This is a genomic window from Corynebacterium sp. HMSC074A01 (assembly GCF_001831515.1).
In the GTDB taxonomy this organism is placed as follows: domain Bacteria; phylum Actinomycetota; class Actinomycetes; order Mycobacteriales; family Mycobacteriaceae; genus Corynebacterium.
The window spans coordinates 1-26,142 of record NZ_KV825600.1 but is presented as its reverse complement, the minus strand read 5'-3'; the positions used below and the strand labels follow the sequence as shown (position 1 = coordinate 26,142).

At 64.5% G+C, this 26,142-nt stretch carries 23 protein-coding genes and 1 tRNA gene; 12 read left to right on the top strand and 12 right to left on the bottom strand.

The features are described from left to right. Positions 1-193: 193 nt before the first annotated feature. Both HMPREF2550_RS02400 and HMPREF2550_RS02395 read left to right on the top strand, forming a co-directional pair. Positions 194-1,552, top strand: coding sequence for an AI-2E family transporter (locus HMPREF2550_RS02400; RefSeq protein WP_070789456.1), 1,359 nt, complete (start codon positions 194-196; stop codon positions 1,550-1,552). 70 nt (positions 1,553-1,622) lie between these two features. Then, positions 1,623-2,147 (top strand): type 1 glutamine amidotransferase domain-containing protein, encoded by a 525-nt coding sequence (locus HMPREF2550_RS02395; RefSeq protein ID WP_070764008.1) that lies wholly within the window; start codon positions 1,623-1,625, stop codon positions 2,145-2,147. On the opposite strand, the gene HMPREF2550_RS02390 is transcribed toward HMPREF2550_RS02395, so the two are convergent. Genes HMPREF2550_RS02390 through HMPREF2550_RS02365 form a run of 7 tightly spaced genes read right to left on the bottom strand, consistent with a single transcriptional unit; the run spans position 2,148 to position 8,736 of the window. Beyond that, entirely contained in the window at positions 2,148-3,086 is a 939-nt protein-coding gene (locus tag HMPREF2550_RS02390; protein ID WP_070764006.1) for a sulfite exporter TauE/SafE family protein, read from the bottom strand. It lies immediately after the preceding gene. Next, the gene (locus HMPREF2550_RS02385) at positions 3,079-3,768 is read right to left on the bottom strand and encodes a sirohydrochlorin chelatase (protein ID WP_070764004.1); all 690 of its coding nucleotides are present in this window, start codon (positions 3,766-3,768) and stop codon (positions 3,079-3,081) included. The genes HMPREF2550_RS02390 and HMPREF2550_RS02385 overlap by 8 nt, the downstream gene beginning before the upstream one ends. 10 nt (positions 3,769-3,778) lie before the next feature. Further along, the gene (locus HMPREF2550_RS02380) at positions 3,779-5,068 is read right to left on the bottom strand and encodes a sulfate adenylyltransferase subunit 1 (protein ID WP_070789454.1); all 1,290 of its coding nucleotides are present in this window, start codon (positions 5,066-5,068) and stop codon (positions 3,779-3,781) included. Then, entirely contained in the window at positions 5,068-6,000 is a 933-nt protein-coding gene (cysD, locus tag HMPREF2550_RS02375; protein WP_070789452.1) for a sulfate adenylyltransferase subunit CysD, read from the bottom strand. Before cysD ends, HMPREF2550_RS02380 begins: the two co-directional genes overlap by 1 nt. Before the next feature lie 20 nt (positions 6,001-6,020). Further along, positions 6,021-6,803, bottom strand: coding sequence for a phosphoadenylyl-sulfate reductase (locus HMPREF2550_RS02370; protein ID WP_070789451.1), 783 nt, complete (start codon positions 6,801-6,803; stop codon positions 6,021-6,023). Then, a complete protein-coding gene (locus tag HMPREF2550_RS11750; RefSeq protein ID WP_083319736.1) occupies positions 6,800-7,066 on the bottom strand; it encodes a hypothetical protein in 267 nt (88 codons plus the stop codon). Before HMPREF2550_RS11750 ends, HMPREF2550_RS02370 begins: the two co-directional genes overlap by 4 nt. Next, the gene (locus tag HMPREF2550_RS02365) at positions 7,063-8,736 is read right to left on the bottom strand and encodes a nitrite/sulfite reductase (protein ID WP_070789450.1); all 1,674 of its coding nucleotides are present in this window, start codon (positions 8,734-8,736) and stop codon (positions 7,063-7,065) included. Before HMPREF2550_RS02365 ends, HMPREF2550_RS11750 begins: the two co-directional genes overlap by 4 nt. A gap of 381 nt (positions 8,737-9,117) precedes the next feature. Between HMPREF2550_RS02365 and HMPREF2550_RS02360 the strand changes: the two genes are divergently transcribed. Beyond that, positions 9,118-10,488, top strand: coding sequence for an FAD-dependent oxidoreductase (locus HMPREF2550_RS02360; protein WP_070789449.1), 1,371 nt, complete (start codon positions 9,118-9,120; stop codon positions 10,486-10,488). 103 nt (positions 10,489-10,591) lie between these two features. On the opposite strand, the gene HMPREF2550_RS02355 is transcribed toward HMPREF2550_RS02360, so the two are convergent. Further along, the gene (locus HMPREF2550_RS02355) at positions 10,592-11,689 is read right to left on the bottom strand and encodes a Fic family protein (RefSeq protein ID WP_083319735.1); all 1,098 of its coding nucleotides are present in this window, start codon (positions 11,687-11,689) and stop codon (positions 10,592-10,594) included. A gap of 61 nt (positions 11,690-11,750) precedes the next feature. Here HMPREF2550_RS02355 and HMPREF2550_RS02350 point away from each other — a divergent pair, with 61 nt between their 5' ends. The 8 genes from HMPREF2550_RS02350 to HMPREF2550_RS02315 all read left to right on the top strand — a co-directional run bounded on the left by HMPREF2550_RS02350 (position 11,751) and on the right by HMPREF2550_RS02315 (position 21,763). Next, on the top strand, positions 11,751-13,466 hold the full coding sequence (locus HMPREF2550_RS02350; protein WP_070789448.1) for an ABC transporter ATP-binding protein: 1,716 nt from the start codon (positions 11,751-11,753) through the stop codon (positions 13,464-13,466). Next, entirely contained in the window at positions 13,463-15,349 is a 1,887-nt protein-coding gene (locus tag HMPREF2550_RS02345) for an ABC transporter ATP-binding protein (protein WP_083319734.1), read from the top strand. Before HMPREF2550_RS02350 ends, HMPREF2550_RS02345 begins: the two co-directional genes overlap by 4 nt. A gap of 113 nt (positions 15,350-15,462) precedes the next feature. Further along, a complete protein-coding gene (locus HMPREF2550_RS02340; protein WP_070789445.1) occupies positions 15,463-16,737 on the top strand; it encodes a Na/Pi symporter in 1,275 nt (424 codons plus the stop codon). 19 nt (positions 16,738-16,756) lie between these two features. After that, a complete protein-coding gene (locus HMPREF2550_RS02335) occupies positions 16,757-17,050 on the top strand; it encodes a hypothetical protein (RefSeq protein WP_070789443.1) in 294 nt (97 codons plus the stop codon). A gap of 10 nt (positions 17,051-17,060) precedes the next feature. Beyond that, positions 17,061-18,008: a substrate-binding domain-containing protein gene (locus tag HMPREF2550_RS02330; RefSeq protein WP_070789441.1), complete on the top strand. Its 948-nt coding sequence runs from the start codon at positions 17,061-17,063 to the stop codon at positions 18,006-18,008. Positions 18,009-18,089: 81 nt separating this feature from the next. Then, a complete protein-coding gene (locus HMPREF2550_RS02325; RefSeq protein ID WP_070789439.1) occupies positions 18,090-18,710 on the top strand; it encodes a DUF1707 SHOCT-like domain-containing protein in 621 nt (206 codons plus the stop codon). A 9-nt stretch (positions 18,711-18,719) separates the two neighbouring features. Then, positions 18,720-20,006, top strand: a complete 1,287-nt coding sequence (locus HMPREF2550_RS02320) for a pyridoxal phosphate-dependent aminotransferase (RefSeq protein WP_083319732.1) — start codon at positions 18,720-18,722, stop codon at positions 20,004-20,006. A gap of 233 nt (positions 20,007-20,239) precedes the next feature. Further along, on the top strand, positions 20,240-21,763 hold the full coding sequence (locus HMPREF2550_RS02315) for an ABC-F family ATP-binding cassette domain-containing protein (RefSeq protein WP_070789506.1): 1,524 nt from the start codon (positions 20,240-20,242) through the stop codon (positions 21,761-21,763). Positions 21,764-21,852: 89 nt separating this feature from the next. Here the strand turns inward: HMPREF2550_RS02315 and HMPREF2550_RS02310 are convergent, their stop codons facing one another. From HMPREF2550_RS02310 to dcd, 3 genes are all read right to left on the bottom strand, one after another. After that, positions 21,853-23,388, bottom strand: coding sequence for an FMN-binding glutamate synthase family protein (locus HMPREF2550_RS02310; RefSeq protein WP_070789436.1), 1,536 nt, complete (start codon positions 23,386-23,388; stop codon positions 21,853-21,855). A 32-nt stretch (positions 23,389-23,420) separates the two neighbouring features. Then, positions 23,421-24,740: a UDP-glucose dehydrogenase family protein gene (locus HMPREF2550_RS02305; RefSeq protein WP_083317089.1), complete on the bottom strand. Its 1,320-nt coding sequence runs from the start codon at positions 24,738-24,740 to the stop codon at positions 23,421-23,423. 143 nt (positions 24,741-24,883) lie between these two features. Continuing rightward, positions 24,884-25,447 carry a dCTP deaminase gene (dcd, locus tag HMPREF2550_RS02300; protein ID WP_038592756.1) on the bottom strand — a complete coding sequence of 188 codons (564 nt, stop codon included), beginning with the start codon at positions 25,445-25,447 and terminating at the stop codon, positions 24,884-24,886. A gap of 90 nt (positions 25,448-25,537) precedes the next feature. On the opposite strand from dcd, the gene HMPREF2550_RS02295 reads away from it, so the two are divergent. After that, positions 25,538-25,611, top strand: a tRNA-Gly gene (locus HMPREF2550_RS02295). 149 nt (positions 25,612-25,760) lie between these two features. On the opposite strand, the gene HMPREF2550_RS02290 is transcribed toward HMPREF2550_RS02295, so the two are convergent. Further along, positions 25,761-26,142, bottom strand: a 382-nt coding sequence (locus tag HMPREF2550_RS02290) for an ATP-binding cassette domain-containing protein (RefSeq protein WP_141760491.1), incomplete at its 5' end; no start/stop codon positions are given.

The following is a 26,142-nucleotide window of genomic DNA, read 5'->3' as shown; positions in this document are numbered from 1 at the left end:
CGTCACGTCGCCCCGGCAAACGCCATACGGCCACCTGACCAGCAGAAAGAAGGGCATTGTTAGATTAGGCACCCCCTTAATCTGTCAATGAATCGTCAATCGGCCGAAACGTGGATGATTCAAGCGCCCCGAATCCAGCACCCACCTCCCACCGACCTCTGCGATTTACCGCCTGTCTGGCACAATAAGCAAGGTGACTGAGAAGAAACCTAACGACTTCGTCGGCGCGCTCGATACCACCGTCGAAGAAGTCGACATGATGCCCACCCCGGCCGACGCCGCTCAGGAGCTCTCCGAAGAGCCCATTGACCGCGGCGAAGTCATTGCTGCTGATGGGCGCACCGCTGCCGCGTGGGCACTGCGCTTCATCATCATCGTCGCTGCCACCGCGATTGTGCTCTACCTGCTCAAGTTCGTGTGGATGGGCCTGCTCCCGATCTTCCTCGCGCTGATCGTGTGCACCGTCCTGTGGCCGCCGGTGCATTGGCTGCGCTCCAAGAAGTTCCCGGCGGCGCTGGCCACCTTCACTGTGATGATCGGCTTCTTCGGCATCATTATCGGCATCTTCGCCGCGATGGGGCCGACGGTAAAGAAGCAGGGCACGCAGCTCTACGAGCAGGCGGGCCAGGGCATTGACCAGATCTTCGCGTGGGTCAACGAGCAGGTTGATCCGTCCGTGCTTGACCCGAATGAGATCCGCGAGAAGTTTGCGCAGGCCACCGACGCGCTGCGCGGGCAGGCGTCGAATATCGCCTCCGGTGTGTTCTCCGGCATCGGCGCGATCGCCTCGGTCGGCACTACGCTCGTGCTCACGCTGATTCTCACCTTCTTCTTCCTCAAAGACGGCGACCGCTTCCTGCCGTGGCTACGCAAATACGTCGGCGTGAAGGCGGGCTGGCACCTCACCGAGGTGTGCATGCGCTCCTGGAACACGCTGTCCGGCTTCATCCGCACCCAGGCGATCGTGTCCGCGGTCGACGCCATCTTCATCGGTATCGGCCTGCTCGTCCTCGGCGTGCCGCTGTGGCCGGTCCTGGCGGTGACCACCTTCTTCGCTGGCTTCGTGCCGATCGTCGGTGCCTTTACCGCCGGCGCGCTCGCCGTGATCATTGCGCTGGTGTCGAACGGCTTCATGAACGCCGTGTTCGTGCTCATTCTCATCATCGCCGTGCAGCAGATCGAGGGCAACATCCTCCAGCCGATCCTGCAGTCCCAGGCGATGGGCCTGCACGCGGCGATCGTGCTGCTCGCGGTCGCTCTCGGCGGCACCCTCTTCGGCATCGTCGGTGCCTTCCTGGCGGTGCCCGTGGCCGCGGTGGTGGCCGTCTGGCTCCGCTACTGGGCCGAGATGATCTCGCTGCGCACCGGCGAAATCACCGCCGACGACATACAGATCTCCACCTCGCAGAGTGAGACGCTGGACTCCAAGGAGGCCTTCTTCGCGGTGCGCGACCACATGGTCCGCATTGCCAAGCGGGAGAAGAAACCCGTGCAGGACACCGAGCTCGGCTCGACGAAGGTGCCGCGCGACACAACCCCCGACGAAGAATAGGTGGCACGCCGGGCGGGTTCGCTCCTACCCTGGGGCCGGTAAGCGAAAACCCCACTGACAAAGGAGCATCATGGCTGACCTGAACGGCAAGACAATTGCAATTATTGCTACCGACGGTTTCGAGGATTCTGAGCTGACCTCGCCGAAGGAGGCCGTCGAGGCCGCCGGCGCTACCACCGCCGTCATCGCGCCCGAGACCGGCGAGATTGAGGGTAAGAAGGGCGCGGCGGTGAAGGTGGACACCACCACCGCCGAGGCAAACGCCGCCGATTTTGATGCGCTCATCCTGCCTGGCGGCACCTTGAACGCGGACGCGATCCGCGTCGACGCCCCGGCAGTAGCACTGGTCAAGGAGTTCAAGGCCGCAGGCAAGCCGATCGGCGTGATCTGCCACGGCGGCTGGATTCTTACCGACGCCGACGTGCTCAAGGGCGTCAAGCTCACCTCGGTAGCCAACGTGAAGACCGACCTGGTCAACGCCGGTGCCAACTGGGTCGACGAGGAAGTCGTCGTGGACTCCGGCTTCATCTCCTCGCGCACCCCGGCTGACCTGGAGGCCTTCAACGCAGCGCTCGTCGAGGAGTTTGCCAAGTAGCTAGGCTGCGTGCACCTTCGTTGTGCGGCGCTGCGGGTCCTCGGACACCGGACCCGGCGTTTTCGCCTGCGAGGTGCGCGCCCGCTGCACGCCGCGCCAGGACAGCAGCACACCCACCACAAGCACTGCGACGCGCGCGGCCCACAGCCCGTCGCCCGGCACCCCGAGCGCGTCGAGTACCTTCGGCAGGTTCAAGAACACAATCAGGGTGCCCACGACCCCGCCCAGCAGGACCGGGTTGAGGCGGGAGACCAGCCACGCGCCGATCGGGGCGGCGATCACGCCGCCAACCAGCAGCGCTGCCACGGCGGCGAGGTTGGCCACCAGGTCGTGCCACATCCCGATGGCAAAGCCCAAGGTCGCCGCAGCAGTAACCAAGAACTCCGCGGTGTTGACTGTGCCGACAATGCGGCGCGGCTCACTGCGCCCCGCGGCCAAAAGCGTCGAGGTGGTCACCGGCCCCCAGCCGCCGCCCCCGGTGGCGTCGACAAAGCCGCCGAAGAGGCCAAGTCCGCCCAAAAACTGCTTCGAGTGCGGCTTCGCCGCGAGCTTGCGCTGCGTGAGCCCCCGGGAAAACCGGATCATCAGATTCAGGCCGATCAGGGCCAGGATCAGCGACATCACCGGCTGCGCCGCCTCCGTCGACAGCCGCGCCAGCACCGTCGCGCCCACGAACGAGCCAACCGCGCCCGGCACGCCGATCGCGGCCACGACCTTCCAGTCCACGTTGCCGAAGCGCCAGTGCGCCACGCCCGAGGCCAGGGTCGTGCCCAGCTCGGCGGTGTGCACGACCGCAGACGCGGCGGCGGGCCCCAGGCCAGCGAGCATGACCAGGATGGTGGTGGAAGTGGCACCGAACCCCATGCCGAGACCACCGTCGACAAGCTGGGCGGCAAGGCCCGCGAACGCGATGAGCGTGAGAGTGCTGAGTTTATACATGAGGTGCTCCTTCAAGCGCTGCGCGGTAGCGGTTGACCACGATGTCCGCGAGCGCGGTAGTGAGGGGGCCCGAGGCCGTGGCCTCGGGAAATGGTGCCAGGGCGGCCAGCGCCTTATCGAGCAGCAGGCCGTCGGAGACAAAAAGCGGCAAAAGATGGATCGGGGTGGCCCGCGCCCGCTCGGCGAGGGCTTGGGCCCCGCCGCGCGTCGCGGCAATCACTTCTGTTGGGCGCCCGGTTCGCTTCTCGACGCCCACACGCACCTCTTCGTACCGCGCCGCCTGCCCCGCATCGGACGTCCCGACGGGGTAGACAACGAGGTGGGCGTGCGGTGGGGCGTCGGCAAGCGCCTGCGCGGCGAGCAGGTCGACGAGCTCCTCGCCAAGCCCGAGGCTTGGGGCTTGGGTGAGCGGGAGGAACTCGCCTGCTGCCCGCATGTGCGCGGGCACATCGTTTTTGGCGTGGAAGGCGTGGGTAAACAGCAGCGGGACCACGACTGCCCGGTCCGCGCCGCGCGAGGCGAGCTCGCATGCAGCGCCCTCCAGGTCGGGACGGTCGAACTCGAGGTGGGCATCAACCCACGGTGCCCCGATTCGCTGCGCGGCGACTTCGGTCAGTGCGCGCACTCCGGCGCGGGCCCGCGGGTGGCGGGATCCGTGCGAGAGCGTAATCAGGGCAACCATGGCAGCACACCTAGCGCAGACGCTTACCAACCAGGCCCGCGGCCAGCGTGTTGCCGGAAGACTGGTCGATGAGCAGGAAGTTGCCCACCGCGCCGCGGGCGGCGTAGTCCTCCACCGGCAGCTCGCCGGCGGTCTGGATGGTCACGTGCGCGATGTCGTTGAGGCCCACGGCTGCCGGGTCGAGGACGTCGTTGTCAGCGGAGTCGATGTCCAGGGTGCGCTCGATCGCCACCACGCGGGCGCGCTCGAGGCCGGTGCCGTAGCGCAGCTTCACGGCCTTGCCCGCGGTGAGCTCCTTTTCCGACAGGCCAACCACGGTTGCCTCGAACTCGCGCACCGGCTCCGGGCACGTCCCCGCGGCGAGCAGGTCGCCGCGGACAAGGTCGATATCGTCGGCAAGCCGCAGTGCGACGGACTGACCTGCGCGGGCAGACTCCACCTCGCCGTCGGAGGTGTCGATGCCCACGATGGTGGTGGTGCGGCCGTGCGGGGCGGTGACCGTGTCGCCGACGTTGATCGTGCCGGCGTTGATCCGGCCCGCGTACGCGCGGTAGTCGCTGGCGTGCTCGCGCAGGACGTACTGGATGTTGAAGCGGAAGTCCAGGTCGAGCGCGCGGCCGGAGTTCACCGGGATCTCCTCCAGCACGTCGAGGACAGTCGGGCCGGTGTACCAGTCCATGTTGGTCGAGCGCTCGACCACGTTGTCGCCCTTGAGCGCGGAGATCGGCACCACGATCGGCTGCTCGATGCCCAGTTCGTGGGCCTTCGCCTCGAAGGTGTCCTTGATCTGGGTGAAGGTGTCCTCGGAGTAGTCGACCAGGTCGATCTTGTTCACCGCGAGGATCACGGTGCGCACTCCGAGCAGCTTCGCCACGGTGAGGTGGCGGATGGTTTGCTCGACGACGCCGTTACGGGCGTCGACAAGCAGGACGACCACTTGGGAGGTGGACATGCCGGTGACCGTGTTGCGGGTGTACTGCACGTGCCCCGGGGTGTCGGCGAGGATGAACGTGCGCTTGTCGGTGGCGAAGTAGCGGTAGGCCACGTCGATAGTGATGCCCTGTTCGCGTTCGGCACGTAGCCCGTCGACAAGCAAGCTCAGGTCAAGGCCCTCGAAGCCGCGGTCGGCTGAGCTGCGCTCAACAGAGGCGAGCTGGTCGGCGAGCACCGACTTCGTGTCGTGCAGCAGGCGGCCGACGAAGGTGGACTTGCCATCATCGACGGAGCCGGCGGTGCACAGGCGCAGCGTCTGGCGCGCGGCGAGCAGGTCTGTTGCGGAAGTAGCTTGGGCGACAGTCATCAGAAGTAACCTTCCTTCTTGCGGTCCTCCATGGCGGACTCGGACAGGCGGTCGTCGGCGCGCGTGGCGCCGCGCTCGGTGAGGGTGGAATTGGCGATCTCGGCGAGCACTGCGTCAATCGACGCTGCGTCGGACTCAACAGCGCCGGTGCAGCTCATGTCGCCCACGGTGCGGTAGCGCACGCGGCGGGTCTCAAGCGTCTCGCCCTCGCGCGGGCCGCCCCACTCGCCTGCGGTGAGCCACATGCCGTCGCGGTTGAACACCTCGCGGTCGTGCGCGAAGTAGATGCTGGGCAGCTCGATCCCGCGGGCACCGATGTACTCCCACACATCTGCCTCGGTCCAGTTGGAGATGGGGAACACGCGCACGTTCTCCCCCGGCAGGGTTGCACCGTTGTACAGGTCCCACAGTTCGGGGCGCTGGCGGCGCGGATCCCAGCCGCCGAAGGAATCGCGCACGGAGAAGACGCGCTCCTTGGCGCGGGCGCGCTCCTCGTCGCGGCGCGCGCCGCCGAGCACGGCGTTGTAGCCCACCTCGGCAATGGTCTCCACCAGCGGCACCGTCTGCAGCGGGTTACGCGTGCCGTCGGGGCGCTCGGTGAGGTCGCCGCGGTCGATCCAGTCCTGCACCTTGGCCACGCGCAGACGCAGCCCGTACTTGTCCACGATGCGGTCGCGGAATTCGAGGACCTCCGGGAAGTTGTGGCCGGTGTCCACGTGCAAAAGCTCAATCGGCATGGCGGCCGGGGCGAACGCGCGCAGTGCGAGTTCGAGCACCACGCAGGAGTCCTTCCCGCCGGAGAACAGCAGGCCAATCTTGTCGAACTGGCCCGCGACCTCGCGCAGGATGTGGATGGATTCGTCTTCTAGGTCTTTCAGGTGCGGCGAGAGCGTACCGGCTGCGGTGCGCGCCTCATTCGTTGCAACAGTCATGTGGTCCTTCTACTTTCGATCTAGTCGGTGTGCAGGCCGCACTCGGCCTTTTGCGCGAACGCCCAACGCCCGGCGCGCGGGTCTTGTCCTTCCGCCACCGGCAACGTGCAGGTTGCGCAGCCGATGGAGGGGTAGCCCTGGGTGGTCAGCGGGTGGACGATCAAGTCGTGGTCGGCGATGTAGGCGTCCGTATCCTCCAACGACCAGGTCACTAGCGGCGAAATCTTGAGCCTGCCCGTGCGGTCCAGGCTCAGCGCGGGTGCCTCGGCGCGGGTGGGGCCGTCGGCGCGGCGCACGCCGGTGACCCAGCCCGCGTACGGACTCATGTGCACCGCCAGCGGCTCAACCTTGCGCATTCGGCAGCAGGCGGTCGGGTTGCGGCGGTACAGGTTCGGCCCGTAGACCTTGTCCTGCTCTGCACGGCTCAGCTGTGCGGTAGCGCGCACCAGTCGGTGCTCGGCGTAGCGCTGTTCTACCTGGTCAGCGACGTCAATGGTCTCCGGGAAGTGGTACTCGGTGTCTAAGAAAAGGAAGTCCGCGCCCGGCAGGTACTGCTCGGATAGCTCGGCGAGCACCGTGTTTTCCATCGAGAGCGTGACCACAAGTGGGCCCGGCGCGTGTTCGTGGGCCCAGCTCAAGATCTCGGCCGCGGTGGCGTCGTAGAGCGCATCGGCGTACTCGTCGACAAGCTGCGCGTTGCGCGCGGCGGTTGCCTCATCCAGCGGTGCTGTGCTGGTGGGGCCTTCCGGGCTGATGTCCGGGTCCTTGTACTGCGAGCTATCGCCCTGCAAAAGGTTGATCATTTCCTGCCTCCATTGTCTCGCACCACCGCGGTGTGACCGTGGCGGGCGAGTGAGTCTTGCAGCGCCTGCGGGGTGGACCGAGCCGGTGCGGGCGCATGTTCTGGGTCGTCCTGTCCATAGAACTTGACCTCAAAAATACGCAGGCATGCGTCACACTTCCACGCGAAATCGGTCTGCTCATCCGGCCACAGCCCCTCGCCCGAGCAGTACGGGCAAAAGGTGGGGTGGTTGCGGTTCGGATTCGGTTCGCGGCGAAAGCTCATCGCAGCTGCTCCTCGTCGGCGCGCAGCAGGTAATCGCGGAAGAGTTCGCCCTCTTCGCGGTTGTCTACGTAGTTCTGCACCACGCGGGTGACGTAGTCCGTCAGCTCGGTCGAGGCGACCTTGTGGCCGCGCAGCTTGCGGCCGAAGTTCGCGCCCTCGCCCACCGTGCCGCCGAGGTGCACCTGGAACCCCTCGACGCGCTCGCCATCGGCGTTAGTCACCGTCTGGCCCTTCAGCCCGATGTCCGAGACGTGGTGGCGAGCGCAGGCGTTCGGGCAGCCGTTGAGCGAGATAGTGATCGGGCTGTCCAGGTCGCCGAAGCGCTCCTCCAGCTCGTCGGCCAGCTCAATGGCGCGCGACTTGGTGGTCACGTGCGCGAGCTTGCAGTACTCCAGGCCGGTGCAGGAAAGCAGGCCGCGACGGAACTCGCTGGGCTTGGCGTACAGGCCGAGTGCTTCCAGGTCCGCCTGCAGGGAGTCGACGCGCTCCGGGGCGATGTCGAGTACCAGCAGCTCCTTAAACGGGGTAAAGCGCAGGGAGGTCGAACCGTAGCGTTCCACCACATCAGCAACCTCGATGAGCTGCTCGCCAGACATGTGGCCCAGGGTGGGTTTCACACCGACGTAGACGTTGCCGTCCTTCTGCTCGTGCACGCCGATGTGGTCGCGGTCGATCAGGTTGTTCGGGGCCTTCGGGCCGTCGGGAAGCGCATAGCCCAAGTACTCGGTCTCGAGCACCTCGCGGAACTTGGCCGCGCCCCACTTGGCCACCAGGAACTTCAGGCGGGCGCGGTTGCGCAGGCGGCGGTAACCGTAGTCGCGGAAGATGCGCACGACCGCGGCCCACACCTCGGGTACCTGCTCGAGCGTGATGAAGGCGCCGAGCGACTGCGCGAGCATCGGGTTGGTGGACAGGCCGCCGCCGACGTAGCACTCAAAACCGAGGCCGAGCTCCGGGTGCTCGACGCCGATGAAGGCGAGGTCGTTGATCTCGTGGACAACGTCCTGGCGCGCGTTGCCGGAGATGGCGGACTTGAACTTGCGCGGCAGGTTCTGGAATTCCTCGTCGGTGACGATCTCCTGGATCTTGCGGATCGCCGGGGTCGCGTCGATAATCTCGTCCTTCGCAATGCCCGCGACCGGCGAGCCGAGCACCACGCGCGGCACATCGCCGCAGGCATCCCAGGTATTCAGGCCGACAGCTTCGAGCTTCTCCCAGATGGTCGGCACGTCCTCGATGCGCACCCAGTGCAGCTGGATGTTCTGCCGGTCGGTGAGATCCACGGTGGAGCGCGCATAGTCGCGAGAGATCTCTCCGACCACGCGCGCCTGCTCGGTGGAGCAGATACCGCCGTCGAAGCGGATCCGCATCATGAAGTACTTGTCCTCCAGCACCGAGTTGTCCTCGCCGGTGTGCTCGCCGCCGAGGTTCTGCTTGCGCTGGGTGTACAGCCCCAGCCACTTGAAGCGCGGGTAGAGGTCCTCGCGGTCGATCGAGTCGAACCCACCCTTGGAGTAGGTGTCAATGACGCGCTGCTTGACCTCCATGACGGGCTCGCGCTGCTTAACCTCTTCGTCGTGGTTGAGCGGGTCGGTCCCGTCGATGCGCCACTGCCCCTCGGGCTTCTTGGCGCGGGCCTTCACCTCGCGGGTAGCGGTCGATACGGTCATTTTTCCTCCTAGCGGCACAGACAGGGTGGTCTATGGTGTGCGGCACGTTTTTGTTGTGCGGTCGAGTGTGCCGTACCAAGCAGTCTGTGGCAAGCGTTTGGGAAATCATGCGCTTTGACCTCGTCTTTTTGCGTGAATGTATTCCGGTTCAGACCGAGCAGTGCGCTTATCGACGTCGCGTAAACCCCCTTACGCAAAATCAGACCACCCGGTCTGTCATTTTTTCACTGGCAGATACCCCTCCTGCGCTGCACGAATGGGCGGACGGAGGGGCGTCGAGAAGCACTGGCCTTGACACGCCCCAACTTTCAGACCAAGCTGTCTATACGCTATATTGGTTGAATATTAAACGGACCCCTATCTCGAAAGGACACCCCTTACATGAGTCTGCGCGTCGCCGTCGTCGGCGCCGGCCCGGCCGGCATTTACGCATCCGACCTCCTCCTCCGCAACGCGGAGCACGACATCCACGTCGACCTCTTCGAGCAGATGCCCGCCCCCTTCGGGCTGATCCGCTACGGCGTCGCCCCGGACCACCCGCGCATCAAGGGCATTGTCAAGTCCCTGCACAAGGTGCTGGATAAGGACAATCTGCGCCTGATCGCTAACGTCACGGTCGGCCGCGACGTCACCATCGATGAGCTGCGTGACTACTACGACGCCGTGGTCCTGTCCACCGGTGCCGTGCGCGACCGCGAACTGCTCATCCCCAACGGCGATAAGTCCATCGGCGCGGGCGAGTTCGTCGGCTTCTACGACGGCAACCCCCGCTTCGAGCGCGACTGGAACCTGGAAGCGAAGGAAGTCGCCGTGGTCGGCGTGGGCAACGTCGCACTCGACATCTCCCGCATCCTGGCCAAGACCGGCGACGAGCTCGCCGTGACCGAGATCCCGGATAACGTCTACGAGTCCCTGAAGAAGAACCAGGCGGAGACGGTGCACATGTTCGGCCGCCGCGGTCCCGCCCAGGCCAAGTTCACGCCGAAGGAACTGCGCGAGATGGACCTGTCGGACACCATCCAGGTGCTCGTCGACCCGGAGGACATCGACTACGACGCCGCTAGCGAGGAAGTCCGCCGCGCGGACAAGTCCATCGACCTCAACTGCCAGGTGCTTGAGCAGTACGCCATGCGCGAGCCGGATGATGCGCCGCACAAGATCCACATCCACTTCTTCGAAGAGCCGGTGGAGATCCTCGTGGACGAGGACGGCAACACCACCGGTATCCGCACCGAGCGCCAGGAGCTCGACGGCAACGGTGGTATTAAGGGCACCGGCAAGTTCACCGACTGGCCCGCCCAGCAGGTCTACCACGCCGTCGGCTACCGCTCCGAGCCCGTCGAGGGCGTGCCCTTCGACCTTGAGCGCCACGTCATCCCGAACGACGGTGGCCGTGTGCTTGCCTCCGCCGAAGAGGGCGCTGCCCCCGAGGAGAAGCTGTACGTGACCGGCTGGATCAAGCGTGGCCCGGTCGGCCTGATCGGTAACACCAAGTCGGATGCGAAGGAAACCACCGACATGCTGATCGCCGACGCGGACGCAGGCAAGCTGGCCGCCCCGTCGCACACCGGCATCGACGACATCCTCGGCCTGCTGCGCGAGCGCGGCATCGAGTACGCCACCTGGGCGGGCTGGTACAAGCTCGACGAGGCCGAGCGCGCCCTGGGCGAGGCGGACGAGAAGTTCCCGCGCGAGCGCAAGAAGATCGTGGAGTGGGCCGACATGCTCAGCCACTCCCGCGCTGACGACTAAATCCGTCATGTACACCGAATCGACACGTCCGCGCGACGTGTCGATTTTTTGGCCCAAAATCGACATGTTGACCTGTCACACTTGTGAAGGTGCAGGTCAAGGGCTAGCGCTGAGTGAGCGCCTCGATGGCCGCAACGTTGAGAAATACCTTCGATCTGCCGGCTTTCAGCTCGTCGAGGACGCCAGCCTCGACCAGCGCGCTCAACCAGCCGGACGCGGTCTGCCGCTGCGCCAGGCCTTTGTCCACCACGTCCTTGATGCGGATGTACGGCTGGATGAAGAGCAGCTCGGCAAGCTCCGCAGCGGGCGCAATGCCGAGGTCGCGGATGGTTTCGGTGGTGCGGGACTTCAGGGACGACAGGGCGTCGATAAGCATGCTCGTGCTGCGCGCCGACTGCTCCACCGCCCGCACCATAAAGAGGATCCATTCCTCCCAACTGCCGTCCGCGGTCACCGCATTGAGCAGGCGGTAATACTCGGACTTGGCATCGACGATCGGCCCGGATAGGTAAAGCACCGGCAGGTCAAGCACCTTTTCCTGGAGGAGGAGCAGGATATTCAGGATGCGGCCCGTCCGCCCGTTGCCGTCGTAAAACGGGTGAATCGCCTCGAACTGGTAGTGCGCCACCGCCATCAGCACCAGCGGGTCGAGCCCGTGATCGGAATAGAGGAAACGCTCCCAGGCGGAGAGGTGCCGCTGGATCACCTCAAGGCCCTCGGGCGGAGTGTAGCGGCGGGTCCCCGCAACCGGGTCGCCAATGAAGGTTCCGGGCTGTGAACGCACCAACGCTGGCGATCCCTGCAGCGTGGAGCACACTTCGAGCGCGACCTTTTCAGACACCGGCCGCTCTTCCAACAGCGCGATGCCGCGACGGAGCGCATCGCGGTACCGCAGCGCCTCTTTCGTCGCGGGCGACGGAGAAAGGTCCACGCTCCACTCGGCGCGGAAAAGCTCGTCGTTGGTGGTCACGATGTTCTCGATCTCGGTCGACGCCTGCGCCTCGCGCAAGGGGATCGTAGCGGTGATGATCTCCGGGTTCGGAATCAGGCGGCAGGCAGTATTCAGCGCGGCCAGCTCCGTCCGCGCGTCAATGACAGCTTTGAGCACGCGCGTCGTCTCGAGTACCTCCGGCGGTGGCAGCGGCGGCAGCTCGTTGTACGGCACGTTCGGATCAAATGCCGCCCGTCCTGTGGTTTCCATGCTGCAAGTTTAAACAGGCAGCGAGCTGCTTGTCGACGCCCACCGGTGCTAGCATGCGCCCATGCATCTCACCCGCCTACTCGCCAGGCACGCCTCGGCGTACTGGCCCGCGATCCTCGCAGTGGTCATCCTCCAGCTGCTCACGACTCTGGCCACGCTGTACCTGCCGGATCTCAACGCCGCGATCATCGATCAGGGGATTGCCCAAGGCGATGTGCCCTATATCTGGCGCACGGGTGGCGTCATGCTCGCCGCCGCGCTCATGCAGGTGAGTACGGCGGTGGCGGCGATCTGGTTCGCCTCGCGCACCGCCATGCGCACCGGCCGCGACATCCGAGAGGCCGTGTTTGGCCACGTAAGCGATTTCTCCCCGGAGGACATGTCCCACTTCGGCACCCCCTCGCTGATCACCCGCGGCACCAACGACGTGCAGCAGATCCAAATGACGTTTCTGCTCTTCCTCAACTTCATGGTTACCGCCCCGATCATGGCCGTGGGCGGCATCGTCATGGCGCTGCGCCAGGACGCGGGGCTGTCCTGGCTGGTGGTCACGGCGGTACTGACCCTCGCCGTCGTCGTGGGCATCATCGCGGCCCTGCTCATGCCCATGTTCCGCACGATGCAGGAGCGCCTCGACGCGATCAACGGGGTGCTACGCGAGCAGATCGCGGGCATCCGCGTCGTCCGCGCGTTCGGGCGCGAGGAGTTTGAGACGCAGCGCTTCACCGACGCCAACGAGCGCATCACGCGGGTTTCGCTGAACATCGGCCGCGTCTTCGTCACGATGTTCCCGGTCATCATGCTCATCCTCAACCTCGCCACCGCGGCGGTCCTGTGGTTCGGCGGCCACCGCGTCGATGACGGCCTGGTCGAGGTCGGCGCACTCACCGCATTCATGCAGTACCTCATGCAGATCCTCATGGCGGTCATGATGGCCACGTTCATGCTCATGATGCTGCCGCGCGCCATCGTCTGCGCCCGCCGCGTCGCCGAAGTGCTCGGCCACGACCCGCAGATCATCGAGCCTGCCTCCCCCACCACCCCGGCGAAGCGCCGCGGCGAAATCGAGTTCCGCGATGTCACCTTCAGCTACCCCGGGGCCGACGCCCCCGTACTGAAGAACATCAGTTTCACCGCACGTCCTGGCACCACCACGGCGATCATCGGCGCGACCGGCTCCGGCAAGTCGACGCTGCTCAATCTCATCCCACGCCTGCACAACCCAACCGAGGGCCAAGTGCTTCTCGACGCCACGCCCATCCCCCACTTCGCCCGCACCGACCTCGTCGAGCGCGTCTCCATGGTGCCGCAGAAGCCCTGGCTGTTCAGCGGCACCGTCGTCTCCAACCTGCGGATGGGCAACCCTGACGCCACGGACGAGGAGCTGTGGAAGGCGCTGCGCGTGGCGCAGGCCGACTTCGTCGACGACCTGGACATGGAGATCTCCCAGGGCGGCACCAACGTCTCCGGTGGGCAGCGCCAGCGCCTTTCCATCGCACGGATGCTGGTCGCGCAGCCGGACGTGTACCTCTTTGACGACGCCTTTTCCGCGCTGGATGCCTCCACGGACGCGCGTGTGCGCGCCGCGATGACCGAGTACACCGCGGGCAAGGTCGTCATCATTGTCGGCCAGCGTATCGCCTCGCTCCGCGGGGCTGACCAAATTCTGGTGTTGGAGGCCGGCGAGATCGTCGCACGCGGTACCCACGAGGAGCTTTTGAAGACCAGCCAGACATACCGGGAAATCGAGCAGAGCCAGAAGGCGGTACAGGCATGAGTGAGCAGGAACCACGGCAGGCGAAACAGTTCTGGCCCTCGGCGAAACGGCTGGTGGGCCTGCTCGCGCCGTACAAGCTGGCGCTGACGGCAGTGTTCGTAATGAACATCGCAGCCGTCGTGCTCGCCGTCTGGGCACCGAAGGTAATGGGCCAGGCGATGGACGTGATCTTTAGTGGCGCGATCTCAGGCCGCATGCCGGCCGGAGTCAGCAAAGAGCAAGCTATCGAGGGCCTGCGCGCCGCAGGGCAGGACAAGTTTGCCGACATGGCGGAGGCCATGGACCTGCGACCGGGCGAAGGCATCGACTTTGCTCACCTGCGCGAGCTGATCCTGGTGATCCTGGCGCTGTACGTCTTTTCATCGGTAATGATGTGGGCCCAGGGTGCGATCCTGAACCGGCTGACCATGCGCACTGTCTACCAACTGCGCGAGCGCGTGGAAGCAAAACTGCACCGCCTGCCGCTGAGCTACTTCGACTCGCGCCAGCGCGGCGACGTGATGAGCCGCACCACCAACGACGTGGACAACGTGCAACAGGCGCTCCAGCAGGCACTGTCGCAGATCTTCAACGCGGTCCTCACAGTGGTGGGCATTATCGCGATGATGTTCGTGATCTCCTGGCAGCTCGCGTTGGTCGCGCTGCTGTCCATCCCCCTCACCGCGCTCGCCATGGGCGTGGTGGGCACCCGCTCGCAGAAGCAGTTCGCCGCGCAGTGGAAGGCCACCGGCGAGGTCAACGGCCAGGTCGAGGAGGCCTTTTCCGGCCACGAGGTCGCGCTCATCTTCGGCCGCACCGATGAGCTGCACCGCGAGTTCGACGAGCGCAACGAACGTCTCGCCGTTGCTGCAGGCAAGGCGCAGTTCCTCGCCAACTCGATGCACCCGCTCATGCAGTTCATCTCCTACCTTTCGTACGTGGCCATCGCCGTCCTCGGCGGCCTGCGCGTCGCCAGCGGGCAGATGACGCTTGGCGACGCCACCGCGTTCATCCAGTACTCCCGCCAGTTCAACCAGCCACTCGGCGAGCTCGCTGGCATGATGCAGATGATCCAGTCCGGCGTTGCCTCCGCCGAGCGCATCTTCGAGTTGCTCGATGCGGAAGAGGAGGTGCCGGACGCTGGGGACGACGCGGCGTCGATAAGCGAGAGCCCGGAAGGCCTGGTGGAGTTCCGCGACGTCTCCTTCTCCTACACCGACGAGCCGCTGATCCAGGACTTGAGCCTGCGCGTTGCGCCCGGGCAGACCGCCGCGATTGTGGGGCCGACCGGCGCTGGCAAGACCACGCTGGTCAACCTGCTCATGCGCTTCTACGACGTGGACGCCGGTGCGATTGTGCTCGACGGCCGCGACATCCGTACCTTGACGCGCGCGACGCTGCGCGAGCAGATCGGCATGGTGCTGCAGGACGCGGTGCTTTTCGAGGGCACGATCATGGAAAACATTCGCTACGGGCGACTCGACGCAACGGACGAAGAGGTCATCGCTGCGGCGAAGGCCACGTACGTGGATCGCTTCGTGCACGCGCTGCCGGAGGGCTACGACACGGTGGTGGACCAGGACGGCGGGGCGCTTTCGGCAGGTGAGCGGCAGCTGATCACGATTGCCCGCGCGTTCCTCTCGCAGCCCACCATCCTGGTGCTCGATGAGGCGACCTCGGCGGTGGACACGCGCACCGAGGTGCTCGTGCAGCAGGCGATGCACGCGCTGCGGGCGCAGCGAACCTCCTTTGTCATCGCGCACCGGCTTTCCACCATCCGGGACGCGGACGTGATCCTGGTCATGGAGTCCGGCCGGATCGTGGAGCAAGGCACACACGATGAGCTGCTCGAACGCCGGGGCGCGTACTACGCGCTACACCAGAGCCAGTTCGCAAATACTTAGGCAGCCTGTATTTAATTTGCTGTAAGTTAACCGAAAAGACACGGGGAATCTGCTTCGAGCGCCTAGAGTGCGCCATGACCTACTTTTTGTACACACGTTGATCGAGAGCGCAGATGAGCAGAGACGTCACACGCGACGCGGGGGGTAGCACCGTCGCCACCAAGCCTCACCCGGACACGAAGCCGCAGGAAGCACAGAACGAGAACAGCGAGGACGCCCCGGCCGACCCGCTCGGCTGGCTCCCGTTGAGCGGCGGCGCGAAGAAGGCGGCCGAGTGGATCTCGGTCGTCCTGGCTATCTGGCTGCTGCTCAACGCCGTCGGCATGATCGGTGCCGGCTTCAAGATGGCGGCGGGCGACCAGGCCAAGGAGCTCTTCGCCTTTGCCGAGAACCCCTTCGTCGGCCTGGCGGTCGGCATCCTCGCCACCGCCATCATGCAGTCGTCTTCCACCACCACCTCTATTACCGTCGGCATGATCGCCGGTGGCCTCCCGCTCGAGGTGGCGGTACCCATGCTCTTCGGTGCCAACATCGGTACCACGGTGACCTCCACCCTGGTGGCGCTTGGCCTGTCCGGCAACAAGCAGCAGTTCCACCGCGCGTTCTCCATGGCCACGGTGCACGACTTCTATAACCTGCTCGCGCTGGCCATCTTCTTCCCGCTCGAGATCTTCACCGGCTTCCTCTCCAAGGTCTCCGGCGTCTTCGCCGGCTCGCTCGCGGGCGAGGGCGACGGCGTGCTCGCCGGCATCTTCGAGGTGGTTGGCAACGGTGTCGACGCAATCACGGAGCCGCTGGTCAACCTGGCCACGCTCATCGTCAGCCCGCTGGGCGACGTGTGGGGCGGCATCGTGCTGTCCGTCGCCGGTGTCGTGCTCATCCTGGTAGTCATCGGCTACATCGGCAAGATGCTTTCCGCCCTGCTCGTGGGCCGCGCCCAGGAGATGCTGCACGCAGCACTCGGCCGCGGCCCGATCACGGGCATCCTCTCCGGTGCCATCATCACCACCGCGGTCCAGTCCTCCTCCACCACGACCTCGCTGACCGTCCCGCTGGCGGCTTCCGGCAAGTTCAAGGTCAAGGAGCTGTTCCCCTTCGTGGTGGGCGCCAACATCGGTACCACCATCACCGGCCTGATCGCCGCCTTCTCCGCCTCCGGCGTGGAAGCAGAGGCCGCGATGCAGGGTGCGCTCGTGCACACCATGTTCAACGTCTTCGGCGCGCTCGTCATCATGACGCTGCCCTTCCTGCGAGTACTGCCTCCGAAGGGCGCGAACTGGCTGGCCACCTTGGCGGACAAGAACAAGTGGTACGTCTTCATCTGGGTCGGCGGCATCTTCTTCGCCCTCCCGCTGCTCGCTGTCCTGATCACCAACGTCTTCTTCTAAGCACCCTTAAGGAACTGCCATGACTCACCCCGAACCCGAACAGTCCACCTCGGGCAAGCGAGCGCAGAAGCTGATTGACGCGGACGCGCCGAACGCCGAACTGCAAGAGCTGATCAACGAACTCGAAGAGACCACCCACGTCCTGCGCAACGAGCTCGAGGTGCGCAAGAAGACGGACCACGAGCGGCTCACCCCGGAGCAGCTCGAAGAGCTCAACCGCATCCCGCAGTACCTGGAAATGACCCGCCCGCGCTGGCGCGATGTGCTCAACCTCTTCCGCGAGCTGCGCGACGAAGCCTCGAAGAAGAAGTAAGGGAACGCACATGAAGAAGCAGCTGTTCGCACTCACCACCGCCCTGCTCATCGGCGCTGGCGGGCTCGCCGCCTGCTCCACCGAATCCGGCACGGACGCGAAGTCGGGCGCAGACGCCCCGATCCACGTCACCGGTTCCGCCACCGTCGAGCCGATCACCGCGTTCATCGCCGAGCGCTCCCAGCAGGATGTGCGCATCACCGCCGACGGCTCCACCGATGGCTTCGCCGCGTTTTGCGACGGCAAGTCGGACATCAACGACTCCTCCCTGCCCATCCCGGAGGAATTCCAGAAGCAGTGCAGCGACAACGGGGTGGAATACATCGAGCTGCCCATCGCGCTGGATGCGGTGACCATTGTGAAGAACGCCGAGAACACGTGGGCACAGGACCTCACCGTCGAGCAGCTGCACGATGTGTGGGCGAAGGACTCCTCGGTGACCACCTGGTCGGACATCGACCCGTCCTGGCCTGACGAGGAAATCTCCCTGTACGGCCGCCCGGACGGCTCCGGCACCCTTGAGGTGTTCAAGGACAAGGTGCTCGGCGGCGACACCATCCGCGAGGACTACGAGTCCACCGACGATATCGACGAGCTCTCCTCCTGGATCGCCGAGGACACGAACGCCATCGGCTTCATGGGTATCGGTAACTACCTGGCCACCGAGGGCGAGGTACGTGACCGGATCGACAACGTCACCGTCGACGGCGTCGCCCCCGCGCGCGACGCCACCCAGGAAGGCGAATATCCCCTGGCACGCCCGCTGTTTGTCTACGTCAACGCCGAATCGATAGAGGACAACGCCGCGCTGGAGGAGTTCATGAACTCCTACCTCAACCGCGTCGAGGGCGTCCTGCCGCGCGTGTACTTCTACCAGCTGCCGGAAGACGAGTACGACACGGCCCGCACCCGCTTTAACGACCGCGTGACCGGCCCGGATTCCCGCTGGGCCGCATAGGCAAGTGTTAAACTTTGAAGGGTCGGAGACGCCTCCGGCCCTTTTCTTTATGCGTTTGAACCAAAGGAGCTCGTTTCCCTCATGACCAGTGCCCGCCAGCCAGATCACGTGCGCCTTTCTGACGCCGACCGCACCGCGGCCATGACCGCGCTCGGCAACGCGCTGGGCGAGGGCCGACTGAGCATGCAGGAGTACGACGAGCGCTGCCAGGCCTGCACCACCGCGGTCACACGCACGGACCTCGCTCCCCTGTTCGCCGACCTGCCGCAGCGCCCCTCTTTCGGCTCAACGGACGTCGCCCAGGTGCAGCAGGACGTGCCCGTCTTCAGCGCCCGCGAGATCGTGGAGGCACGCCGTTCCGGCCGACGCATGCGCGCCGGCATCTTCTGGCTCGGCGCGATCGGCAGCTTCACCGCCGCCGTCGCAATTAACGCTCCTGTCTTGCTCGCCGTGATCCCGGTACTATTCATCCTGCTCTACGTCATGAAGGTCGGCCCAGACAGCTGGTACAGCCCTTCGTTGCGCGAGATGGAGCGCTCGCAGCGTCGTTTAGTGCGCGCGAAGCAGCTGGAGCTGGAGGCCGACCGTGCTTACGACGCGGCGCAGCGCAAGATCGAGCGCCGCGAGCAGATCGACCGGCTCACGGGCGACACTCTGAATTTTGCGCAGGAATCTCTGAACAAGTTCCGCCGCCGTGACTAGCATGGCCCTATGGCCACAAAAAAGGATGAATCCGCCCCGCAACCCAAACCGGCGAAGGCTAAGAAGCCGCGCCCGCACCGCCACTTCGATCAGGCGGAGAAGCTGAAGAACGTCTTCTACGACATTCGCGGCCCGGTGTCCGCCACCGCTGAGGAGATGGAGCGCGACGGCCACACCATCCTCAAGCTCAACACAGGCAACCCTGCCGTCTTCGGCTTCGAGGCCCCGGACGTGATCATGCGCGACATGATCGCCAACCTGCCCACCTCACAGGGCTACACCACCTCCAAGGGCATCCCCTCGGCCCGCCGTGCCGTGGTCACGCGCTACGAGCTTATCGACGACTTCCCGCCCCTCGACATCGACGACGTCTACCTGGGCAACGGCGTGTCCGAGCTGATCAGCATGGTCACCCAGGCCGCGCTGAACGACGGCGACGAGATCCTCATCCCCGCCCCCGACTACCCGCTGTGGACCGCCGCCTCCACCCTGGCCGGCGGCAAGGTCGTCCACTACACCTGCGATGAGGAGGACAATTGGAACCCCTCGCTGGAGGACATCCGCTCCAAGGTGACTTCCAAGACGAAGGCGATCGTGGTGATCAACCCGAACAACCCGACCGGTGCCGTCTACTCCCGCGAGGTGCTCGAGGGCATCGCCGACATCGCGCGCGAGCACGAGCTGATGATCTTTTCCGACGAGATCTACGACCGCGTGCTTTACGACGATGCGCAGCACATCTCCATGGCCGAAGTCGCCCCCGACGTCATCACCCTGACGTTTAACGGCCTGTCCAAGGCCTACCGCGTATGCGGCTACCGCGCAGGCTGGATGGTGATTACGGGCCCGCGCCGCCGCGCCAAGGGCTTCATCGAGGGCCTCGACCTGCTCTCCGGCACGCGCCTGTGCGCGAACGTGCCGGGCCAGCACGCGATCCAGGTCGCGCTCGGCGGGCGCCAGTCCATCTTCGAGCTCACCGGCGAGGGCGGCCGCCTGCGCAAGCAGCGCGACGTGGCGGTGCGCAAGCTGCGCGAGATCCCGGGTATCTCCGTGGTGGAGCCGAAAGGCGCGCTCTATTGCTTCCCGAAGATCGACACGGAGATGTACAACATCCACGACGACGAGCGCTTCATGCTGGACCTGCTCAAATCAGAGAAGATCTTGATGGTGCAGGGCCGCGGGTTTAACTACCCCACACCAGATCACTCCCGCGTAGTGACGCTGCCCTGGGCGTCCCAGTTGGAAAACGCCCTCGAGCGCCTAGGCAACTTCCTGGCCGATTACCACCAGCACTAGGGGTCGTTTGTTGGCGGTTGGGTGCCGCTGCCGGTCGCTGACAGATTCCGCCGCAATCTGTCAGCCGCGGTCCACCTTCAAACCATCACCTATCCCGACTTACAGCAGCGCAAACCCCTTGACCCCCGACGGACACTGTCATAGTATCGACGAGGAACTGTCCCCGAAGGAAGGAATAGGCCGTGCTCAAGTTCCGTGTTTCCGCCTAACACGAAACAGAAAGTTGAATGAGCATGCCTATTTCCCTGAATAACGTCTCCCTCGAGTGGCCTAACGGATCCCCCTGCTTCTCGGACTTAAAAGCCATTTTTTTAAGTCACCTGACCGGCCTGATCGGCGATAACGGTTCCGGAAAAACGAGTCTGATCAGGGTCATCCTCGGCGAGCTGCAACCGAGCACTGGTTCGGTCGAGCGCCCGTCGAAAATCGCTTACCTACCTCAGGATCTTGGACTGCAACTGGACACTACGGTTTCAGACGTCTTTGGGATCACCGAAATCATCGAGGCAATCAGCGCCATCGAAGGTGGCCAGTTCAATCCCGAATTGTTCGAGCTCATCGGTGACCGGTGGGATGCTGCCGAAGAGACTCGGGCTGTGTTGTCAGCGCATGAACTCGAGCTCAACCTGGATAGGCCGCTGTCTACACTGTCCGGTGGAGAGGCTGTTCGTGTTGCACTAGCTGCGCTCATGGCTGACAACCCCGATTTCATTGTCATGGACGAGCCCACGAACAACCTCGATGCGGAAGCGAAAGCCCAGCTAATCCGCGCTCTTTCCAAATCCACTGTTCCTGCGATTGTGGTGAGCCACGATCGCGACTTGTTGGATTCCGTGGACGAAATTGCAGAACTTCACGACGGGAAGCTTCGTCTTTTCCCCGGTAACTACTCCGCCTACCGTGAAGCTCTGGCCAATGAACAAGATGCAGCGATGCGGGAGGTTCGGGAAAAGAAGACGATTCACAGTAGGCAGGTTCGAGAGCGTGAGGCGATGCAAACTCGCATTGCTCGGGACGCTCGTCGCGGAAAGAAGTTCGCTGCTAACAATCGTAAACCTGGCATGGCGATGGGGCTGGACAAGGATCGGTCTGAGAAGACTGCTGCTCGGCGTGGTGCGGCTCATGCCGAGTCTGTGGAGTCGTCTCTCGCTGAGTATCGTCACGCGCAAGACAAGGTTCGCGACGATCAACATGTGTACATTGAGCTTCCCGGAACGGCGCTTCCGAACGGAACCCGCGTTATGGAATTCCCAGGACTCACTGTTGTGGGCCCCGAGCGTGTCCGGATCACTGGACCGAACGGCAGCGGAAAGACGACCCTGCTCAACTCTGTTGCAGACGGAGGCGCGGGGTACGTGATTGAAAATGTGGGGTACCTCCGGCAGCGCATTGTTCTTGACCCCAACCGGTCAGTCTTGGAGTTGGTCTCGGAGGCTAACGCCTCTGCTGATCCGCAGTATATTCGGGACCAACTCGCGCAATTGTTGTTTCAGAATGAGACTGTCCACGCGCCTATCGGAACGCTTTCGGGTGGTGAGCGTTTCCGCGTCGAGTTTGCCCGTGTTCTTCTTTCGTCGCCTGCTCCGCAGCTATTGCTTCTCGACGAGCCCACCAACAACATCGATATCTCAACCGTGAACTGGCTTGTCTCCGCTCTTGAGAGTTATGCAGGTGCGCTTCTTCTCGTCAGCCACGACGAAGACTTCTGTGAGCGTATGAACCTTGACAGGGAAGTTTCCATCGATGATTTGACCTGATGTTATGGGCCTTTTCCCGAAAATAGTTCCCGGTTTCAAGGCGAACCCGGGAACTTTTTGCACGCCCGCCTACCACGGGCGTTGCGGCCCTACACCGGGCGGAAGGTGTCCGCGGAGGCTGCCTGCCAGTCGTCGGCCCAGGACGCCGGGGCGCTATCAAGCAGCTGCCCCTGAGCGAGCCACTCGTAGAGTTCCGCATACGAGCGGGCCTCGGTGGGCGAGACGTTGCGGCGCAGCATCGCCGGGGTAAGCTCCGCCGGGTCGCTGACCCCCATCGACGCCATCAGCCGAACGGCCTGCGCAACCGTCGCCTTCTGGAAGTTGTAGACGGCGCGCGACTTCTCCTCCACCACGATCGCGCGGTTGCGGCGCGGGTCCTGCGTGGCCACGCCCGAGGGGCACTTGCCGGTGTGGCAGCGCTGCGCCTGGATGCAGCCGAGCGCCATCATCATGGCGCGCGCGGCGTTGGTGAAGTCGGCACCCTGAATCAGGCGCATCACGATGTCCGAACCGCCCGCGACCTTGCCCGACGCGCCGATCTTGACCTGGTCGCGCAGGCCAGTGCCGACGAGCGCATTGTGCACCGTCATCAGCCCGTGCGTCAGCGGCATGCCCACGTGGTCCTCGAAGTCGATCGGGGCCGCACCCGTGCCGCCCTCGGAGCCGTCGACCACGATGAAGTCCGGGGCGGTGCCCACCTCGCGCATCGCCTTGCAGATCGCGAGCACTTCTCGACGACTACCCACGCATAACTTGAAGCCCGCGGGCTTGCCGCCAGAGAGCTCGCGCATCTGCGCAATGAATTCGATCAGCTCGGTCGGCGTGGAAAAGACGCGGTGGCGGGCCGGGCTAATGCAGTCCTGCCCGCGCGGAACCCCGCGAATCTGCGAAACTTCTTCGGTGATCTTGTCCGCCGGCAGCACGCCGCCAATGCCGGGCTTCGCGCCCTGGCTCAGCTTCAGCTCCACCATCTTAACCTGGTCATTCGCGGCCTTCTCGCGGAATTGTGCGGGATCGAAGTCGCCGTCCGGAGTGCGCGCGCAGAAGTAGCCGGTACCCAGCTCCCAGATCAGGTCGCCGTTGTTTTCCATGTGGTACGGACTCAGCCCGCCCTCGCCAGTATCGTGGGCGAACCCGCCGAGTTCCGCGCCCTTGTTCAGCGCCCGGATCGCGTTGCGCGACAGCGAACCGAAACTCATCGCCGAAACGTTCATCAGCGACATCGAATAAGGCTTCGCGCAGTCCTTGCCCCCGATGAGCGTGCGCGGCGGCTCATCCGGCTGCGCGACCGGCGCGACCGAGTGCACCAGGTACTCGTGGCCAGGTTCGCGCACGTTTTGCACCGTGCCGAAAGCAGTCTCGCTCTGTATCCCCTTGGCGCGCTCGTAGATGGCGTTGCGCTGGTCCCGGTTGAAGGGGCGGCCGTCCCAGTCCCGCTCAATGAAGTATTGGCGCAGCTCTGGGCCAAGATCCGTGAGCAGGTAACGCATGTGCCCCAGCACCGGGTAGTTCCGCAGCACTGGGTACTTCTGCTGCGTCAGATCGTGGACGGCAACCCCGCCGAGCGCCGCCGCAGCGGCACCGAGGGCGCCTTTGACAAGGGGTGCAGATTTTTCTTCAGCCATACCTCCATCATGCACCCCGGAAGCGGCGAGTTCTACAGGTTCCGCCCCAGGGCCCGCATGGTCCAGCCCGCCTGCTGCCAGGTGGGGACGTCGAGGACGTTGCGGCCGTCGATAAGCAGCGGCTGCTCCACGAGCTTCGCCGAAGCGACAGGATCCATCTCCTTGAACTGCTTCCACTCGGTGGCGAGAATGACCAGCTCAGCGCCAGCGAGCGCGTCCTCGAGCGTGTCCGCGTAGTCCAGCGTGGGGAACACGCGGCGGGCGTTGTCCATCGCCTCCGGGTCAAAGACGCGCACCGCGGCACCCGCGAGCGAGAGCTGGCCCGCGACCGCGAGCGCCGGCGAATCGCGCACATCGTCCGAGTTCGGCTTAAACGCCGCGCCGAGGACCGTGATGCGGCGGCCGATCAGGCTGCCCAGCTCCGCGCGCGCTATGTCCACCACGCGCTCGCGGCGACGCATGTTCACCGCGTCCACCTCGCGCAGGAAGGTCAGTGCCTGGTCCGCGCCCAGCTCGCCCGCGCGAGCCATGAACGCGCGAATGTCCTTCGGCAGGCAGCCGCCGCCGAAGCCCAGGCCCGCGCCCAGGAACTTGCGGCCAATCCGGTCGTCGTAGCCAATGGCGTCGGCCAGCTTGGTCACGTCCGCGCCCACAATCTCGCAGACCTCACTGACCGCGTTGATGAACGAGATCTTCGTGGCCAAAAAGGCGTTGGCGGACACCTTCACCAGCTCCGCAGTCTGCAGATCGGTGAGGATGAACGGGGTGTCATTGGATAGCGGGGTCGCGTAGACCTCGCGCGCAATGGCCTCTGCCTGCGAATCTTCCGGGCGAGTGCCCAGCACAATGCGGTCCGGCTCAATCGTGTCCTTGACCGCGTAGCCTTCGCGCAGAAACTCCGGGTTCCACGCGATCTCCACAGTGGTTCCCGGAGCGGCGAGGTTATTTGCGCGCTCCTGCAGCGCCGCGGCGGTACCCACCGGCACCGTCGACTTACCAAAGATGACGTGCGCACCCTCCAGGTGCGGCACCAACGAATCGATCACGGCCTCCACGTAGCGAGTATCCGCCGCGTAAGAGCCGCGCTGCTGCGGGGTCCCAACGCCGATGAAGTGGACATTGCCGAAGGCCGCTGCCTCCTCGTATGAGGTGGTGAAATCCAGGCGACCAGCGGCCATGTTGCGCTCAAGTACCTCCGGCAGGCCCGGCTCGTAGAACGGGACCTTTCCGGCCTTGAGCTGATCGATCTTTTCTTGGTCTACGTCCACGCCCAGCACCTCATGGCCAAGTTCAGCCATGCATGCCGCGTGGGTTGCACCGAGATATCCGGTGCCAATTACTGTCATCCGCATAACTGCCTATTATGCCCGGTCGGGTCGGACACGGCAGGGTGAGGGGCGTAGGGCGGCTTGGGCGCTGTATTTTTCAAAGTTGCAAACAAGCAGCGCGAGACGCGATCCTATTTTGCAAAAACCGCTGTTTTTGAAAAATAGGGCTACCGGAAGTTCAAGTACGCGCGCGACGGCGTGGGCCCGCGCTGGCCCTGGTACTTCGAGCCGAGCGCACCAGAGCCGTACGGGACTTCCGCGGGCGAGGACATGTTGAAGATGGCGAGCTGGCCGACCTTCATGCCGGGCCACAGCGTGATCGGCAGGTTCGCCACGTTCGACAGCTCGAGGGTGATGTGGCCGGAAAAACCCGGGTCAATGAAGCCCGCGGTGGAGTGCGTGAGCAGGCCAAGTCGGCCCAGCGAACTCTTGCCCTCCAGGCGGCCAGCCAGGTCCGCGGGCAGTGTGAAGTGCTCCAACGTGGACGCGAGGACGAACTCGCCCGGGTGCAGCACGAAGGCCTCGCCCTCGGGTACCTCCACTGCCGTGGTCAGATCCGGCATTTCCAGCTTCGGATCGATGTGCGTGTACTTCGAGTTATTGAAGACGCGGAAGAACTTGTCCATGCGCACGTCAATTGAGCTCGGCTGCACCAGCGAAGCGTCGTACGGGTCGATGCCGAGGCGGCCGGAATCAATAGCGTCACGGATGTCATGATCTGAAAGAAGCACGCCACAAGCATACGGCAGGCTCGTTTTCCGATTCAGGGAGGGACGGTGCTACAGTATCCCCATTGTCGCGCGTATCATTGTGCGGCAGATGCCGGCGTAGTTTAGTGGTAGAACATCAGCTTCCCAAGCTGAGAGTGCGAGTTCGATTCTCGTCGCCGGCTCCACTATGACGTCGAAAATGATAAGTAGGCGTTTGCGTTAGCGCGTACGCCCCAAGGGGGTCAAGAAAATCGCTTGCGTTAGCGAGTGTATAGCGCATTAGCTCTGACCTGCGGAAACGCTTTCCTCTCTTTCGGCTGAGCGAGCGTTTGCGTTAGCAGGCGTTGATCTGGTCAAGGCGGACGCTATGGTCGGCGACCTCGGTAACGAGTTCAGCGTCGTGGGTGATGACAATGACGACGGCACCAGTGTCAGCGAGTTTACGCATTACTCGGGAAATCGCGACAAGGTGCTTGTAGCCAACACCGGACGTGGGTTCGTCGAAGATGTAAACTTTCTTGTTCGCAGCAAGCGCTGTAGCAATAACCAGGCGTTGGCGCTGCCCACCAGACAGCGCTTGCGGATGGTCGGACTCATGGTCGGCAAGGTCGAGTTCTTCAAGGATCGCGTGGGCATCGATGTGTTGCTTTTCGGCTTTGGTCGTGCCGAGCGTGACTTCGTCGATGGACCTGACCCCCGTTAGGTAGACACCTGAT

Bases quoted from the DNA above. Each gene is read 5' to 3' on its own strand.
- HMPREF2550_RS02355 (WP_083319735.1), bottom strand. From the start codon at position 11,689: ATGGAAACCACAGGACGGGCGGCATTTGATCCGAACGTGCCGTACAAC.
- HMPREF2550_RS02315 (WP_070789506.1), top strand. From the start codon at position 20,240: ATGCCTATTTCCCTGAATAACGTCTCCCTCGAGTGGCCTAACGGATCC.
- HMPREF2550_RS02365 (WP_070789450.1), bottom strand. From the start codon at position 8,736: ATGACCGTATCGACCGCTACCCGCGAGGTGAAGGCCCGCGCCAAGAAG.
- HMPREF2550_RS02345 (WP_083319734.1), top strand. From the start codon at position 13,463: ATGAGTGAGCAGGAACCACGGCAGGCGAAACAGTTCTGGCCCTCGGCG.
- HMPREF2550_RS02335 (WP_070789443.1), top strand. From the start codon at position 16,757: ATGACTCACCCCGAACCCGAACAGTCCACCTCGGGCAAGCGAGCGCAG.
- cysD (WP_070789452.1), bottom strand. From the start codon at position 6,000: ATGACTGTTGCAACGAATGAGGCGCGCACCGCAGCCGGTACGCTCTCG.
- HMPREF2550_RS11750 (WP_083319736.1), bottom strand. From the start codon at position 7,066: ATGAGCTTTCGCCGCGAACCGAATCCGAACCGCAACCACCCCACCTTT.
- HMPREF2550_RS02395 (WP_070764008.1), top strand. From the start codon at position 1,623: ATGGCTGACCTGAACGGCAAGACAATTGCAATTATTGCTACCGACGGT.
- HMPREF2550_RS02325 (WP_070789439.1), top strand. From the start codon at position 18,090: ATGACCAGTGCCCGCCAGCCAGATCACGTGCGCCTTTCTGACGCCGAC.
- HMPREF2550_RS02320 (WP_083319732.1), top strand. From the start codon at position 18,720: ATGGCCACAAAAAAGGATGAATCCGCCCCGCAACCCAAACCGGCGAAG.
- HMPREF2550_RS02330 (WP_070789441.1), top strand. From the start codon at position 17,061: ATGAAGAAGCAGCTGTTCGCACTCACCACCGCCCTGCTCATCGGCGCT.
- HMPREF2550_RS02385 (WP_070764004.1), bottom strand. From the start codon at position 3,768: ATGGTTGCCCTGATTACGCTCTCGCACGGATCCCGCCACCCGCGGGCC.
- HMPREF2550_RS02350 (WP_070789448.1), top strand. From the start codon at position 11,751: ATGCATCTCACCCGCCTACTCGCCAGGCACGCCTCGGCGTACTGGCCC.
- HMPREF2550_RS02305 (WP_083317089.1), bottom strand. From the start codon at position 24,740: ATGCGGATGACAGTAATTGGCACCGGATATCTCGGTGCAACCCACGCG.
- HMPREF2550_RS02340 (WP_070789445.1), top strand. From the start codon at position 15,463: ATGAGCAGAGACGTCACACGCGACGCGGGGGGTAGCACCGTCGCCACC.
- HMPREF2550_RS02380 (WP_070789454.1), bottom strand. From the start codon at position 5,068: ATGACTGTCGCCCAAGCTACTTCCGCAACAGACCTGCTCGCCGCGCGC.
- HMPREF2550_RS02310 (WP_070789436.1), bottom strand. From the start codon at position 23,388: ATGGCTGAAGAAAAATCTGCACCCCTTGTCAAAGGCGCCCTCGGTGCC.
- HMPREF2550_RS02360 (WP_070789449.1), top strand. From the start codon at position 9,118: ATGAGTCTGCGCGTCGCCGTCGTCGGCGCCGGCCCGGCCGGCATTTAC.
- HMPREF2550_RS02390 (WP_070764006.1), bottom strand. From the start codon at position 3,086: ATGTATAAACTCAGCACTCTCACGCTCATCGCGTTCGCGGGCCTTGCC.
- HMPREF2550_RS02370 (WP_070789451.1), bottom strand. From the start codon at position 6,803: ATGATCAACCTTTTGCAGGGCGATAGCTCGCAGTACAAGGACCCGGAC.